At 65.2% G+C, this 14,485-nt stretch carries 14 protein-coding genes; 7 read left to right on the top strand and 7 right to left on the bottom strand.

The genetic code is table 11. From position 1 onward, the window contains the following. Positions 1 to 23: 23 nt before the first annotated feature. Positions 24 to 566, top strand: a complete 543-nt coding sequence (locus tag HUV01_RS00150; protein ID WP_174296302.1) for a YcnI family protein — start codon at positions 24 to 26, stop codon at positions 564 to 566. Between the two features lie 33 nt (positions 567 to 599). On the opposite strand, the gene HUV01_RS00145 is transcribed toward HUV01_RS00150, so the two are convergent. Beyond that, positions 600 to 2,654: a TonB-dependent receptor gene (locus tag HUV01_RS00145; protein WP_174296301.1), complete on the bottom strand. Its 2,055-nt coding sequence runs from the start codon at positions 2,652 to 2,654 to the stop codon at positions 600 to 602. 166 nt (positions 2,655 to 2,820) lie between these two features. Between HUV01_RS00145 and nikR the strand changes: the two genes are divergently transcribed. The 4 genes from nikR (at position 2,821) to HUV01_RS00125 (ending at position 5,671) form a co-directional block, all read left to right on the top strand. Continuing rightward, complete coding sequence (gene nikR, locus HUV01_RS00140; RefSeq protein ID WP_174296300.1) at positions 2,821 to 3,294, top strand: nickel-responsive transcriptional regulator NikR; 474 nt, start codon at positions 2,821 to 2,823, stop codon at positions 3,292 to 3,294. 330 nt (positions 3,295 to 3,624) lie between these two features. Continuing rightward, the gene (locus HUV01_RS00135) at positions 3,625 to 4,275 is read left to right on the top strand and encodes a neutral zinc metallopeptidase (protein WP_174296299.1); all 651 of its coding nucleotides are present in this window, start codon (positions 3,625 to 3,627) and stop codon (positions 4,273 to 4,275) included. Positions 4,276 to 4,289: 14 nt separating this feature from the next. Then, positions 4,290 to 5,132 carry a DUF4198 domain-containing protein gene (locus tag HUV01_RS00130; RefSeq protein WP_174296298.1) on the top strand — a complete coding sequence of 281 codons (843 nt, stop codon included), beginning with the start codon at positions 4,290 to 4,292 and terminating at the stop codon, positions 5,130 to 5,132. Positions 5,133 to 5,428: 296 nt separating this feature from the next. After that, entirely contained in the window at positions 5,429 to 5,671 is a 243-nt protein-coding gene (locus HUV01_RS00125; RefSeq protein WP_174296297.1) for a hypothetical protein, read from the top strand. A 16-nt stretch (positions 5,672 to 5,687) separates the two neighbouring features. Here HUV01_RS00125 and HUV01_RS00120 read toward each other — a convergent pair whose 3' ends face one another. From HUV01_RS00120 to HUV01_RS00100, 5 genes are read right to left on the bottom strand one after another with little or no spacing between them, the layout of a single operon-like run. After that, entirely contained in the window at positions 5,688 to 8,813 is a 3,126-nt protein-coding gene (locus HUV01_RS00120; protein WP_174296296.1) for a S41 family peptidase, read from the bottom strand. Between the two features lie 53 nt (positions 8,814 to 8,866). Next, positions 8,867 to 9,790: a hypothetical protein gene (locus tag HUV01_RS00115; protein WP_174296295.1), complete on the bottom strand. Its 924-nt coding sequence runs from the start codon at positions 9,788 to 9,790 to the stop codon at positions 8,867 to 8,869. Then, positions 9,757 to 10,902, bottom strand: coding sequence for a DSD1 family PLP-dependent enzyme (locus HUV01_RS00110; protein ID WP_174296294.1), 1,146 nt, complete (start codon positions 10,900 to 10,902; stop codon positions 9,757 to 9,759). The genes HUV01_RS00115 and HUV01_RS00110 overlap by 34 nt, the downstream gene beginning before the upstream one ends. Continuing rightward, positions 10,899 to 11,582, bottom strand: a complete 684-nt coding sequence (locus HUV01_RS00105) for a VC0807 family protein (protein WP_174296293.1) — start codon at positions 11,580 to 11,582, stop codon at positions 10,899 to 10,901. Before HUV01_RS00105 ends, HUV01_RS00110 begins: the two co-directional genes overlap by 4 nt. Then, a complete protein-coding gene (locus HUV01_RS00100) occupies positions 11,579 to 12,142 on the bottom strand; it encodes a TetR/AcrR family transcriptional regulator (protein WP_174296292.1) in 564 nt (187 codons plus the stop codon). Before HUV01_RS00100 ends, HUV01_RS00105 begins: the two co-directional genes overlap by 4 nt. 505 nt (positions 12,143 to 12,647) lie before the next feature. On the opposite strand from HUV01_RS00100, the gene HUV01_RS00095 reads away from it, so the two are divergent. Continuing rightward, positions 12,648 to 13,286, top strand: coding sequence for a recombinase family protein (locus tag HUV01_RS00095; RefSeq protein WP_174296291.1), 639 nt, complete (start codon positions 12,648 to 12,650; stop codon positions 13,284 to 13,286). A gap of 307 nt (positions 13,287 to 13,593) precedes the next feature. On the opposite strand, the gene HUV01_RS14860 is transcribed toward HUV01_RS00095, so the two are convergent. Continuing rightward, the gene (locus HUV01_RS14860) at positions 13,594 to 13,773 is read right to left on the bottom strand and encodes a hypothetical protein (protein ID WP_217430851.1); all 180 of its coding nucleotides are present in this window, start codon (positions 13,771 to 13,773) and stop codon (positions 13,594 to 13,596) included. Positions 13,774 to 13,930: 157 nt separating this feature from the next. Between HUV01_RS14860 and HUV01_RS15275 the strand changes: the two genes are divergently transcribed. Beyond that, positions 13,931 to 14,059, top strand: a complete 129-nt coding sequence (locus HUV01_RS15275) for a hypothetical protein (RefSeq protein WP_302480006.1) — start codon at positions 13,931 to 13,933, stop codon at positions 14,057 to 14,059. The last annotated feature ends 426 nt before the right edge of the window (positions 14,060 to 14,485 follow it).

Here is a 14,485-nt window from a genome sequence, read left to right as displayed (position 1 = left end):
ACTGCCTTTCGAAAGCACCGATCATGACTGTTCGCCTTGCCCTGCGCGGTGTCGCCGCGCTGAGCCTTGCCGCCGCCACCGCGGCCCACGCCCATATCGTCTTCGCCGAGCCGAGCGCAGCGTCGGGCAGCTACTACGCCGGCTTCCTCCGCGTATCCCACGGCTGCGCGGGATCGCCGACCGTGTCGATCCGCGTCGAGATCCCCGCCGCAGTCGCCAGCGCCCGACCACAGCCAAAGCCCGGGTGGACACTGACTGTCGAGAAGGCACCGTTGGCCACGCCGATCCCGAGCGAGAGCGGCGGCACGGTGCACGACCGCGTCACTGCGATCACGTGGACCGGCCGCCTCGACGCCGACCAGTTCGACCAGTTCGGAATCATGCTCAAGCTGCCCGACGCCTCGGCGACGCTCTACTTCCCGACCGTCCAGCGCTGCGAATCCGGGAGCAACGAGTGGAACATGATCCCCGCTGCCGGCCAGCCGTGGCACTCGGTCAAGTCGCCTGCGCCGGTGCTCAACGTGACAACCGGCACCCCATCGATAATGCATGGCATGAAGATGTAGGTCGAAACCCCCGCGGTCGGTGGCGCCATACAGTTAGAACCGCGCGGTCGCCGAGACCCTGAGCTGGCGCGGCTCGATCGGCTTGATGTGTCGGTCGTCGACACCGGCGAGCGGCTCACCGGGCAGCCGCGAGGTGTAGTAATACTCGATCTCGTTGTCCTTGGCGTCGAAGGCGTTGAGCAGGTCGGCGGCGATTTCGATCCGCCCGAAGTCATAGCCGAGCCGGGCATTGACCACCGTCAGCGGCTTGGCGCGAACGCTGTTGTCCTCGATGATCGGATACGGTCCAAAGTGGCGGACGCGCAATGCCGCCGAGGCGCGTGCGTATTTAACGACCGCGCCTGCCGAAATGACGCTCTCGAGCGCGTTCGGGATATGGTCAGCCCCCGGCGGCAAGTCAGTCTCGCGTGCATACGACCGTGAATATTGCCCGTCGACCGTGAGCCACGCGGCGGGCTGGTAGAAGGCGCTAAGCTCGTAGCCGTGGCGCTTCGACGGCCCGACCGGGGCGGTTTCGCCTGCATCGCCCTCGAACTGGAGCTCGGAGTTAAGGTTGAGCCACCAAGCCGTTGCGGTCAGCGTCAGCCCGTCGATCGGGCGCGCGCGAACTCCCGTCTCATACCCGCGCGCTTTGACCAGTGCCGACACCTTGTCGACCGGGGTGACGCCGTCGTTCGGATCGATCGTGATCGCGGTCCCGCGGCCGTCGTTCGAATGGAAGCCCTCGCCGTAATTAACGTAGAGCTCGATCTGGCGGAATGGGGTCCATGCGATCGCCGCCTTTGGGCTGACGATGCCCGCGGTGCTGGTGCCCGAGTTGGCGGCGATGGTCGACCGGACGTCGAAGGCATAGCCATCGCCGCGCAGCCCGAGCACGACACGGACAGTCGGGAACAGGTGGATCGTCGCCTCGGCGAACACGCCCGCCGACTCCTCGTCGACGCGGTCCTGTCGGATGACCGACCGGATCTGACCAAACTCGGTGTGATACAGCCCGACCGGCGCGATCAGGTCGGCGCGAGTGTCGGCGCCGACTAGCAGGTCGACGGGCACGCCGAGGGTGAAGGCAAACTTCTTGTCGACCCGCCCGCCGAGGACGAAGCGCGAGTCACGCTGCTCGAACTCGTCGCCGTGGACCGGATCGTCGAGAAAGTAGGTGAAGTTCGAGACGAGCTTGAACTTGTAGTAATTGGCGTAGGCGAGCGCGGTGATTGGCGAGTCGCCATCCTGCGTCCAGCTTGCCGACGCGAGGATCCGCGTTGTCGCTCCGCCAAGATAGGGATCGAGATAGCCGAGGCGGTCGATCAACCCCGAATCGATCGCCCGCTGCGGCACCTGCTCGGCCGAGCGAAAGTCGACGTGATAGCCCTGCAGGCTCGTCCGCAGCGTGCCGTCGCCGACCGGTCCGGTCCACTTGACGAGGGCATTGAATAAGCGAAGGTCGCCGGGGATCTTGAACGGGCCATTGTCGTAGCGGATCTCGCCGCCGAGAAAGAGGTCGCCCGCGCCGAGCTTGCGCGGCCCGCCAGCGACGAGGCGGTAATAGTCGCTCGTACCAATCGTGCCGGTAATGAACGGCGTCGCGGTATCGATCGTGTGGAATTTGGCCGACCCGGCGGTGCCGAAGTCGCCGACGTCGGCGCGATACGGCCCTTTGGCGTAATCGATCGAGTCGACGAATTCGGGCACGATGAAGTTGAGGTCGCTGTACCCTTGGCCGTGGGCGTGGGTCCGCAGGTTGATCGGCACGCCGTCGATGAACGTCGCGAAGTCGGTGCCATGGTCGAGGTTGAAGCCGCGCAGGAAATACTGGTTGGCCTTGCCACCGCCTGAATGCTGGGTCGCGATGAGGCCAGGGATGACCTCGAGCAGCTCGCCGATGCGCTGGATCGGGCGGTTCTCGAGGTCGACCTTGCCGATCTGCCCCTCCGACGCTGAATCGGCGATGCCGATCAAATTTGCCGCGCGCCCGGTGACGATGATGTCGGCGGGCTGCTTGGAGGCGTCGACGGTCGCGTCGGAAACCGAAGGCGTACCTGTGGCGTGCACCTTGCTGGGCAGAGTCAGCGCCAGCAGCACAATGCTCATCCCACCTTGTTGCCAGCGCATGAGCCACCCCGATATGAAGTCTTTGTCGAAAGTGAATACGGAATGACCGGTCGGCCGGTTGCGCGATTCCGGCAATGCACCGATGAATCTATGTTGAACCGCGACAGACGCGTTAGACCGGTATGAGGCCATTGGAGATTTGCCGATGCAGCGCGTCACGATTTCGCTCGACGATGATTTGGCGACGAGTTTCGACGCGATCGTTGCCGCGCGAAGTTATGCCAGTCGTTCGGAAGCGGTCCGCGACCTCGTTCGCCAGCTCGTCGACAGTGAGCGGCTGGGCGCAGGTCGAGGGGGAATGTGCGTCGCCAGCCTCAGCTACGTCTACGATCACCGAACCCGCGCGCTTGCCCAGCGGCTCCTCGATCTGCAGCACGACCATCATGAGCTGGTGGCCGCTACGACGCATGTCATCCTCGATCATGAATCATCGCTCGAAACGGTCATGCTGCGGGGTCCCGCGGCGGCCGTCGAAGCTTTCGCCGATCAGGTAATCGCCGAACGAGGCGTCCGCTTCGGTGCGGTCAATTTAATCGGCGTCGAGGCAAATGATAAGCACGCCGAGCCGGCCCCACATCATCATCACGGTCATGCGCACGTGTCGCCTTATCCCGGGTGACAAGCGTCAAAAGGTTGTCTGACCGTCGCCGCAGCTCTAGGTGTCGGTCGTAGCCCTTGAGCACCCCGCCGATTGCGGTAACCTAGTCGGTCGTCTGAGCACGAAGGCTACCAGCTGCGCTTCGCATGCTGTGGTCTGTGCCACGTCGACTACAAGCTCGGACCGATCGGATCCGCCGCCCCGACTGTTTCAAGCGGAGGCAGATATTAGTTCGTCTCGCAATTTGGCCGGTGAAACACCTGCACTTCACGACGCCAGGCAAGGTAAGACGCTATAACTATGCTACAGCTTGAGGCCCCTGCCGCGCGCCCATCTGGACTGGCGGCGATCATGCTCGTCGTGGCGATGCACGCCACAGCCGGTCCGCCGCAGCCGAACGACGACCGAGGGTCGATCATCGCATCGACAATCATCAATTCGACGACCGAGGAATGGTCCGCCGTCTTCGCCACGACCGGCCGTGCCTACGCCGCGCCACGTACCATCTATCTCCACCCACCTCGCCACCATCCGGCCCGTGGCTTTAGCTATTTCCGCGGTGTCGGCGTCGCGATCGACCTCGGCGAGTTGGCCGACATCGAACGCTTCCTCGGTGCCGACGCCGACGCCATCATCGCGCTCATCATCGCCCACGAGGTCGCCCACTATGTCCAGTATCTGAACGAGCGGCGAAGCGGCATCGCCCAGCAGTCCGGATTAGTCCGCGAGCAGGAGGCCGACTGCGCTGCCGGCTGGTGGCTGGGGCGAGCGAACACCCGCCGGAGCTTGGGCGGCGGCGGCCCCCTGTTCGCGGTGCCGGATCTCGACCGGCAATTGGCGCGGGTGCTTCAGGCACTAGATACGCTCAAGACCGGCCGCGTCGCTGAAGACGAAGCTGACTACTCAGCCGGCCACGGCCTGAGCGCGGCGCGGACAATCGCGATGCGCCGTGGGTTGGCATCGGCTGACGTCAGTGTTTGTGGTGGTGGTGTCGCACCGTGAGGCAGCTAAGTAGGATGGCATTCAAAGAGACGATCTTGCGCGGAGTGATCGCTGTCGTTGCCGCCGCCTGCGCGGCGCCAAGTTCGGTGCAGGCGCACGAAATGTGGCTGCAACCTTCGGCCAGCGTTGTCCGTCCGGGGGAGACCGTCGATGTCGCGATGCTAGTCGGCGACGCCGCCGATGTTACGCCGTGGAAGTTCGCTTGGGATAAGCTTCATTCGTTCAAGAGCTACGGCCCCGAGGGGATCATTGACCAGCACGCTGCAATCCTGCCCGTCACGGATCGAACGCCCAGCAACGCGTCGCTCCGCTGGGAAACTCCAGGGACATACATACTCGTCCTCGAAACCTATCATGCAGCGATCGAGCTCCCTGCTGATAAGTTCAACGCTTATATCATCGAAGACGGTCTTGCCGCTGCGATCACGCAGCGGCAGCGCACGGCGACAACCGACAGGCCCGGCCGGGAGCTTTATTCGAGGCGGGTCAAAGCGCTGATTCAGGTCGGCGACACGGTTAGCGACGAGGTCTTGCAACCGATCGGCGAGACGCTTGAGATCGTCCCAGAGCGAAATCCGTTCGCTAGGGGCACTGACCCGCGCATGCCGATTCGGGTGGTGTTCGAAGGACGGCCACTTCCCGGCGCGCTCGTTGCGCTGACGGCACTCGGCACGGGCGCAAAGCCGCTTGAGACCCGGATCACTGACGCGGGCGGTCACGCCGCTTTCGACATCGCGCGACGGGGCAACTGGTTGATCAGTGTTGTCTGGACCCGGCCGATGACAGACGTCCGCGCGGCCGACTACGATACGATATTCGCCAGCCTGAGCTTCGGCTTTAACGGCAAGCCCAATTGAATGAGGAACGCCACCCAATACTTCTGAATAGACTTAATCCTCCGCTCAGACCGTCGTGTCCGCTTCCCGGACGTGCCGGCTGCATCGGAAAATGCCGATCGTAAACGTGCAGCAATCACTTGATTCCCGACATACGCCCGGCAGATCGCATCGATGCTAGGGGCAGAACGAGAACATGCACATCGGGTAGGGTGTCGGATAACCCTCAGCCTGCCTGCGTCGGCCTTGTCTTTCCGCGATCAGACAGCTCCTCGTTCAAGACTGTGTGTGAGGCCGCTAGGCGTAATCCTTTTTAAGTGAGTAATGTAAGATCGCAGCCGCTTGCCGAGACGCCGCGAAATCTGTACGGGACGACGGATAGCGGCCCGCCCGGCGTTGCGTTGTCGCTGCAGAACGCCACCATCGACGTGCCGCTGCATCGTGGGGTTGCCACCGGCCTGATCGCACTCGACGACAATTTCGCCGGCGGGCAGCATTTCGGCTGGGGACTGCAGGCGCGATGGCAGGACATGCACGGGATCGCCCCACGACCTAGCTAATCATGCACGCCAGCGCTCATCGCTTGAGCGTCGCGGCGACCGCGGCTTCGAGTTGGCGGTCGCGGCCGGCAGCCTGGTCGGCCGGAGTGTTGTCGACGAAGATGTCCGGCTCGGCGCCGCGGTTCTCGATGATCGCCTCGCCGTCGGCGGCGAACAGTGAGTCCTTGGGGATCGTGATGAAGGTGCCGTCGGTCAGCCGCCACGGCCCCTTGATGCCGCTCACCCCGCCCCAGGTGCGCTGTCCGACGACGGTGCCCATCTTCCACTGGCGGAAGAAGAACGGAAACTGATCGCCGTCCGACATCGAGAAAAGGTTGATGACGACCGCCAGCGCGCGTGTCGCGGCCGTGCCGGGCAGGGTGCTGACGGCGCCCTCGCGGTTGCGAAATCGGCCCGCCAGCGGTCGGCGCAGCACATCGAGCACCCATTGGCTAGTGAAGCCGCCGCGATTGTCGCGTACGTCGATCACGAGGCCGGGCTTGTCGGCCTGCGGATAGAACTGTCGCAGGAAATCCTCGCTCCCCAGCGCATCGAAGTCCGACAGATAGACATAGCCGGTCTTACCGCCGCTCAGGCGGTCGACGCGCGCGGCATTCCCGGCGATCCAGTCGAGCTTGCGAATTTCTGTCTCGTCGTCCGTGGTGTCGACCTCGATGATCCGCCCCGGTTCGTCCGGTGCGCGCGCGACGGTGAGGCGAAGCCGACCCTGTTTGCCGAGCAGTAGGCGGTAGGGATCGTCGAGGGCGACGAGCGGCTGGCCGTCGATCGCGAGCAGATAATCGCCGTCGCGCACGTCGAGCGCCGGATCGCCCAGCGGCGCACGGAATCTCACCCGGCTGGCATCGCCGCGATAGATGTGCGCCAGGCGGTAACGGCCGCTCGCCGCATCGACCGCGAAGTCCGCGCCGAGCAGCCCGGGACTGATCTGTGGCCGGGCATCGCCCGAATCTCCCCCGCCGAGAAACATGTGGCTGGTCGACAATTCGCCCTGCATCTCGCCGAGCACGTAGATGAGATCCTCGTGCGAGCCGATAGCCGGCACCAGCCGCGCATAGCGGTCGTGGACCGCCCGCCAGTCCACGCCGTTCATCGTCGGGTTCCAGAACAAGTCGCGGTCGAGCCGCCAGGCCTGTTCGAACATCGCGCGATATTCGGCGGGCGGGTCGACCGTGACCCGCACGCTCTTGGTCGGCAGCGGCGTGTCGAGCGTGGTTCCCGCCGCGGTGGCGACCAGATGCCAGCCGTTGCCGCGGCGGATCAGGGCGGTCGCCGCGTCGGGCGACAGCACATAGCCGCCAACGTCGGCAGCGATGAGGCGATCGGCGTGTGTGACGGTGTCGAAGATGCGGAACCCCGATGTTTCGCCGGGAAGGTCGCCGCCGATGCCGCTGGCGGCGGTGGCGCGGTAGAACAGTGAGGCGCCGCGCCGCTCGATCGCGGCGATGCCGCCTTTGAGGTCGATCACCACCGCCACGGCGTGCGCCGTCGTATGGGCAAGATCGGCCGGTGCCATCGATTTGGGCAATGCCACCTCGAACAGCATGTCCGACTTGATCGTGGCCACCGTGCCTTCCCGGTCACGGTCCGACACGAACGGCTGCTCCCGCCGCGGCGAGACGAAGTACAGGCGGCTGCCGTCGCCGGAAAATACCGGATCGTGGTCGCTTTCGTTGATCGGGCTGACGACCGTGTCGATGTTCGTGGCGAGGTTTCGCAGATGGATCGCGCGCATCTGGTTTGGCCGGGTCGTGCTGTAGGCAATCCATGCGCCATCGGCGGAGAACACCGCGTCGTGAATCTCGGCGAATGGATCGACCGCGATCTGCATGGTGCGGCCGTCGGCTGCATTGATCAACCAGAGGCGCTTGCCGGCATCGGCAATAAGCAGGCGCGACCCGTCGGGTGCCCAGCGCGGAGCGTAAAGGACGCCGTTCCGGAAACGGGTCAGCACCCTGACCGGATTGCCGCCCGCGACGGGCATCACCGCCAGCTGCTGCTCGCCGCGGGCATCGGTGACGAAAGCCAGTCGCCGGCCGTCGGGTGAGACGACCGGATGATCCTCCCGCGCGGCAGCGGTGTGCGTGAGATTGCGCGCCGTCCCGTCCTGCGTCACCGCCAGCAGATCGCCGCGTCCGACCAGATAGGCAGTACGCCCGTCCGACCCCAAGGCATAGTCGGGGTAACCCGCGATATCGTTGCGCTGGATAAAGGCCGAAGCCGCCACGTCATGTGGCTTGATACGGCCATCGACGGGGAGGTCGACCCGGATCGCGCGGACCGCCTCCGAGGCGAGATCGAGCATCAGCAGCCGCCCACCGAGCTGGAACGCGATGCTGCCGGCCCCGGCGGACGGCATGTCGATGTCGTAATCGGCATAATGCGTAAGCTGGCGCGCCTGCTTGGTATCGAGATCGATCACCCACAGGTTGGCACGGCGCTCGGTGCCGCGATCGGACAGGAAGTACACCCGCCGGCCGATCCACATCGGCGCGGTGTCGATCCCCTGCCAGTCCGTCAACCGTTCCGACGCCGTGCCGTTCAGGTCCTGGATGTAGATGTCGGATGCCTGGCCGCCGACATAGTGTTTCCAGCGGTCGCCGCCGAGATTGCGGAACGTCGGGTCGTACGCGATGCGCCGGCCATCGGGGGACAGGCTCGACAGGCCCGAATGACCGAGCGCGATCGCTTTCGCCAGGCCGCCCTTGACCGGGACCTCGAAGGTTTCAAAGCGATGCGACGCCGTCTGCCGCAGCGACACGAACAGGATGTTCGCGCCGTCGGGCGTCCAGCCGGTGACGGCGTTGTCGTAGCTGTCGTGCGTCGGGCCGTGCGTCAGCCGCACTGGCGTGCCGCCACCCGCCGGCATCACATAGACATCGTTGCCGCCTTCGCGCACCCAGGTGAATGCAATCGATCGCCCGTCCGGCGAGAAATGCGGCATCAGGACTTGGCCGGGGTCATCGGTCAGGCGCTTGGCGGTGCCACCGCCGACCGCGACGCTCCACAAATTGCCGTAAGCCACGAAGGCGATCCGATCGGTGCTGACCGTCGGGAACCGCATCAGCGGCAGCACGGCGGCTGCAGCGGCCGCGACCGCGAGCGCGCCGGCGAGGGCGGCGAGCCCGGCGCGGACCGCACACATCAGGGCCGCAGTAGACCACCACGTCCGGCTCAAGCGTGGAGCGGTTACGCACGTCACGGCAGGGGCCCGGAGGGGCTGCCACGGCGGTGCTGCGCGAGCGCCCATGTCCCCGCTGCAAGCAGCCCGAGCAGGATCGCCTCGAACAGGAACTGGCTCTCGCTCAGCATGCCGGCCCCTACGCCGGCGCGGTTCCACAGGCTGAAGACGAAGGTCGGCAGCAGCGCGCCCTTGATCAGCACGATCAGCGCCGCGGTCTTCAATGATCTGCGCAACGCCGAACCTGCAAGCGCCGGCCAGACCAGCGCGGCGATGATGATGCTGGCGATCACCGGCTCGAAATAGGTCAGATAGGCCCAGGACAGCACATGCCAGCCGTACGGGAACGGGTAGACGTCGGCGTGCTTCAGATGCGCCAGCGAGGCGAGCAGTGGTGCGAACAGCGCATCCGCAAGCGGCCGGACGGCGAACATCATCAAGGCGGTGATGACGATGGCGGCGATCGCCCGCAGCCATAGCCGCTGCAGTCTCGGCGTCACGCCGACGACGACCGCGCCGAGCACCACGCTGTAGACCGTCGAGCTCAGCATCTGCGCGGCGCTGAAGGTCCACCCCGTCGTCACGACCGCGTCCATCAGGCTGCCGCGCAGCAACTCCTTCAGCCCGGCGAACAGCGCGGCGACGATCAGCGCGCGCTGCCAGAACGGCCGGCCGGCAAGGCGCACCCGTGCCAGGTCGTAGGAGGTCAGCAGCGCCAACACCGCTAGCGCGGCGTTGAGCAGCGCGGCGGCCGGTGAGACGCCGCTGCGGTCGGGGAACGGCACGCCCAAGCCCTGCAGCATGCCGACGTGGACGCTTAGGGACACGATGTTGGTGACCACCGCCCCTGCAACGATGGTGAGCCAGTACGCCGGCGAGCGAGCGCTGAATGGCGCAGGGGCAGATCTCAACGCGATCGTCCTCGTGCGGCCACTGGCCACAACGCGCGTAGCGTGTCGCCCTCAACCACGTGGTAGGTGTCGTAAAGATTGACCGTCGGGTCGCAGTGCGGCGTGGCGAGTGTGACGACCTGGCCAAGAGGCAGCGTCCCGCCGCCGGGCAGCAGCAGCGCGCCGTGCTCGTCGCCCATGAAACGGTAGCTGGCACCCGCCGGCGCTCCCGCGACGACCGCCGGAACGCCCGCATCGGTGGCGAACGCCTTGAACCCGGCGTCGAGCGTGACCAACCCCCGGGTGTTGTTGCTGATCACGCGCGCATCGACCAGCAGGGCGGTTTCGAACGGCACCGGCGCGCCGTCGCCGGTAAGGTCACAAGCCGAATATTCGGCGTCCATGAAGACGTAGGAGCCGACCTGCAGCTCGGTGAACAGGCCCAGCGCGGGGTCGATGCGGTGCGTGCCCGTCCCGCCGCCGGTGACGATCTCGGGCCGACCGCCCGCCTCGGTCAGCGCATCGATGATCGCCCGCACATGGCGTGCCCGCTCTTCCATCGCCTGGCGACGATCATCAAAGCCGTGGATATGCTGCTGCGCTCCGCAATAGCATTGCACGCCGACGTAGTGCAGGTCGCGCTGCAGCTCGATCGCGCGGAGCAGCGCGACGGCGGCTTCCGGCGAGCCGACGCCGGTGCGGCAGATGCCGGGATCGATGTCGATGACGACGTTCAGCGGTTTTCCCGACCCGCTCGCCGCGGCGCCGAGCGCGCTGACATTTTCGGGATTGTCGACGACGCACATCAGTCCGCTGGTGCGCCGATTGAGCGCCACCAGCCGCGCGATGGCATGCGCGCCGACGACCGGCGACGTCAGGTGGAGACCCTGCGTCACGCTGTTGTCCGCCAGCACCTCGGCCTCGCCGATCTTGGCGCAGCAGATGCCGATCGCGCCGGCGGCGAGCTGCCGCCGGGCGATCTCGGGGCTCTTGTGTGTCTTTGCGTGCGGTCGCAGCTGCAATGCATGCCCGGCGGCAAATCCGGCCATCGCCGCGATGTTGCGATCGAGCGCGTCGGCGTCGATCAGCAGCGCCGGCGTATTCAGGCTGCGGCGCGACCCCTGCTGATCGATCAGATGCGCGTGAAGGTCGGCGTCGGTCATGATGGCTCCAAAAGCGTTGCGCCCGCCGGCGCGCTGAAGTGCCGCTTGGCATAGGCGACCGTTCCGGTAAGCAGGACAGCGTCGCTAAAAAGGTCCCACATCGGCGAGAAGATGAGGTACTGGCTGGTCGTGCAATGCGTCGCCAGCAGGTAGCCGCCGGCCGCCTTGATCAGTAGCGCGCCCGCCCACGCCACCGTCAGCGTCCGGTAGACCGCGAGCGCGCCGGGCGCTGCCGCGGCCATCTCGAACGCATCGCGCTTCGCCGGATCGTTTCCCGTCGACAGCTGCCGCGACATGTAGAACATCATGGGTTTAGCTAGGCACAGCGAGGCGGCGAACATCGCCGCCAGCAGGATGTTTTCCATCGCACGGCCGATCAGCGCGTCGCGCTCGCTATGCGCCGGGACGAGGGCGGTCATCCGGACGATGACGTTCTCGATCGCGAAGAGTCCGAGAAAGTCGATCGCGCCAAGTTTGAGCAGGCTGTAGGCGAGCCAGAGCATTGGTGGCACGCCGGAGAGCGCCAGCGGGATCAGGCTCCCGTGCTCGAAATGCGGCGCGGCGGCGGCATAGAGCAAGCCCGGTGCCATCATGTTGATCAGCACGCTCCGGCCAAGTGCCCGAACGGCGACATGGCCGGTGATCCGGCGGAGGGCGGCGGTGGGCGCGGCTGTGGTCATGCGCCGGCCCGTTCGAGACGGGCGGACGCCTCAGCCACCAACTCTTCGAGCAGCGCCTCGATCGCGGCCGTCGTATGCTCGAGGTCGCCTGTCATGAGGAATTCCTGCAGCAGACCCTTCGTCGCGCACATCAGCAATGTCGCGATTGTCGGCGGCACACCGTCACCCGGGAGCGTCGCGACGCCGCGCTCGATCAGGCGTGTCCAGGTCTCGCTGTTCGCCTGTTGCGTCTCACGCGACAAGCTCACCCGGTTGAACAGCGTCAGCCCATCGACCTCGAACAGCAGGCGAAAATAACGCTGGTTCGCAGCTTCGGTGCTCCAGTCCCAGAACATCATGATCATCGCCCGCAGCGACGCCGGCCGGACCTGCCGGGCGCGAATCGTTAGCGCGATGTCAACCTCGCAGCGCACCTCGGCGAGCGCCGCGGCAAGCAGCGCTTCCTTCGAGGCAAAGTGGTAGATCAGTAGCCGCGCGCTGGTCCCGACGCGGTCGGCAAGCGGACGCAACGATAGATCGCCGACGCCGTGCTCGAGCAGCTCGGCGACGATCTTGCGCATCAGGTCGGCGCGGCGGGGCGAGCGAGTGTCCATGAAACGACCGTTACACTGTAACGATCGTTTCAGTCAAGGGTAGTATCGGTCGCGCTGCGACAGCCTTCCGGTTTCACGGTCGTCCCGTCCGAGCGAATACCGCAATTGGCGAACACCCTCTCTTCGACCTCTTGCGAGATTATTTCTAGCGGCGGCTGCAACCGGCCCCGCAGAGTTTGCTCGAGGCTGCGGTGGCAGCCAGAGAGGTCGCTTGAGCTAATATTGAGGCCGTTCAATCTGAGGCTTAACGACAATTGGAAGGTAAATGACCTGCAAGTCTCCGACACTACCTGCGAAAGAGTCTGTGATCAGAAAAGCCCGATCGAAATGAACGAAGTCGGCAATCACTTGATTCCCGCGCCCCCAGCTGAGCTTCGCAAAATCAACCCCGGCCTCGACGGCGAACATAGGCGACAAACCCTGTCGGTTTGCTGTAGTATGTGAAAACACGGGTTGCGGGGTTTTCCGGTACATGCTGGTCGGCTACATGCGCGTCTCCACCGCCGACGAACGTCAATCGGTCGATCTGCAACGCGATGCACTTGTCGCAGCGGGTGTGGATGAACGTCATCTCCATCAAGACCGTGCGTCCGGCGCCAAGGATGATCGACCGGGCCTGAAGGCTTGCCTCGCCGATCTCCGGCATGGCGACATTTTGATTGTCTGGAAACTCGACCGCCTCGGCCGCTCGCTGTCGCACCTCCTGACGATCATCAACGACCTGAAGAACCGCGACGTGGCGTTCCGCTCGATCACAGAGCAAATGGACACCACCACGCCACACGGCGAATTCCTGTTCAACGTCTTCGGCTCACTGGCGCAATTTGAGCGGGCGCTGATCAGAGAGCGCGTCAACGCCGGCCTGGCCGCAGCGAGGCGTCGAGGCCGCATAGGCGGCCGACCGCGATCGCTTGGCGAGGAGCAGATCGAGCAGATCGTCGCTGCACTCGACGGCGGTGCCAGCAAGGCATCAGTGTGCCGCGCGTTTAAAGTCCCGCGATCGACGCTCCTCAACAATCTCGACCGGATCGGTTGGAAGGGGGCGGGGCAGGGCGGGGCCGAGGCCAACCCGCGGACGGCGCTCAAGTCGGCGAAGGCGCAAGTAGCATGACGCCGACTTCCGAGAATCGCTGGACCGAGCCATCGACCGCCGCCGGCATTGAGGGCCGACTGCTTTCACGGCAATTTTGGTGGTTAGCGGACTGGCCGGTTACGGTACCTGGCGCCGATTGCGGACATCCATTCATTGAGCGTCGGCCGCGCGAAAAATCGCATATTTGGGGAAGCTGAACGCCCGTCTTGGGCGGCTAGACGATCTCGCGACCATCGGTCATGCCGGCGATAACCTCGCCGCTGGCGAGCGCGGCGGTGACGGCGTCATTAATCAGGGGCGTCGCTACCTCGAGCAATTCAGCACCCTAGGCGATCAGATCATCACGAGGAAGGCCGCAGTGCCCGTCGTCCATTGCCGTGGTCAGCGCATGGGCGACGCCGGCGCACGCGGCGCGGATCATCCTTGCCATAAGCCGATGGTTTTCGTCGCGAATCGGATGATCGAAGCACTGACCGGTCACGACCTGTTGCCAGCGCCCCTTCATGGGACGGCAAGTGGCTGAGTGTCATGCTGCGCGGAGCCGGGCTGCCTCGCCACACCTTAAGGCTCCGCGACTCCGATGAGGCGCTGAGGGAGGCCGCCGTTGAGGTTCTTCGACCCGTTCTCCCCGCGACCGGCTCGATGTCGAGGCGCACAACATCGTGGCGAGGGTCACTGCCGCAAAGGACCCCCGGCCCACCCATCGCGCCCTGCCCGACGCGATCGGCGAGCACAAGGCCTGGCTTGGCGTCAGGCAGGCGGCCTGCGCTCTGGTTCTGGACCTCGCGTGATCCTGTCAACCGGTGCTGGCAGCCGGCGGCAATGACGACATTGAATTGGATGCCGGCGGCTCGGCGAGCCGCCGGCTCACTGCGCGCGACTACCCTCCGCACGAGCGGAGCGAAACATTCAGTCTACGTCGTCCTCCTGCATCACCCTGCCGTTCCAGAACGATGGGGTCTTTACGTCGGGCAGACCTCGCGCGATCCTGATTGGCGGTTTGACCAGCACAAGCTGGGTTACAAGGTTCGGCATGTGCTTGCTGCCGGAGTTGGTCAAACATCTGAATCTAATGCAGCAGTGGGAGTCGCTGGAGATTGAGGCTGCGCTTGCTGATGCGTTCCGCGCTGTGGCCATTCCTTGGATCGAGGGCGGACACTAGAAGACCCAAATGCGCCATGCTCCCGGCTCGACCGCACCATCGCGTGATGAATCCC

The sequence above is a fragment of the Sphingomonas bacterium genome (assembly GCF_903643035.1).
GTDB lineage: Bacteria > Pseudomonadota > Alphaproteobacteria > Sphingomonadales > Sphingomonadaceae > Sphingomonas.
The sequence above is the reverse complement of the archived record's forward strand: the minus strand, read 5'-3'. Positions and strand labels throughout refer to the sequence as shown.

Excerpts from the sequence above, each read along its gene's own strand:
- HUV01_RS00100 (WP_174296292.1), bottom strand. The coding sequence starts at position 12,142 with ATGCGCAAGATCGTCGCCGAGCTGCTCGAGCACGGCGTCGGCGATCTA.
- HUV01_RS14860 (WP_217430851.1), bottom strand. The coding sequence starts at position 13,773 with ATGAAGGGGCGCTGGCAACAGGTCGTGACCGGTCAGTGCTTCGATCAT.
- nikR (WP_174296300.1), top strand. The coding sequence starts at position 2,821 with ATGCAGCGCGTCACGATTTCGCTCGACGATGATTTGGCGACGAGTTTC.
- HUV01_RS00120 (WP_174296296.1), bottom strand. The coding sequence starts at position 8,813 with ATGTGTGCGGTCCGCGCCGGGCTCGCCGCCCTCGCCGGCGCGCTCGCG.
- HUV01_RS00130 (WP_174296298.1), top strand. The coding sequence starts at position 4,290 with ATGGCATTCAAAGAGACGATCTTGCGCGGAGTGATCGCTGTCGTTGCC.
- HUV01_RS00145 (WP_174296301.1), bottom strand. The coding sequence starts at position 2,654 with ATGAGCATTGTGCTGCTGGCGCTGACTCTGCCCAGCAAGGTGCACGCC.
- HUV01_RS00105 (WP_174296293.1), bottom strand. The coding sequence starts at position 11,582 with ATGACCACAGCCGCGCCCACCGCCGCCCTCCGCCGGATCACCGGCCAT.
- HUV01_RS00150 (WP_174296302.1), top strand. The coding sequence starts at position 24 with ATGACTGTTCGCCTTGCCCTGCGCGGTGTCGCCGCGCTGAGCCTTGCC.
- HUV01_RS00095 (WP_174296291.1), top strand. The coding sequence starts at position 12,648 with ATGCTGGTCGGCTACATGCGCGTCTCCACCGCCGACGAACGTCAATCG.
- HUV01_RS00135 (WP_174296299.1), top strand. The coding sequence starts at position 3,625 with ATGCTCGTCGTGGCGATGCACGCCACAGCCGGTCCGCCGCAGCCGAAC.
- HUV01_RS00110 (WP_174296294.1), bottom strand. The coding sequence starts at position 10,902 with ATGACCGACGCCGACCTTCACGCGCATCTGATCGATCAGCAGGGGTCG.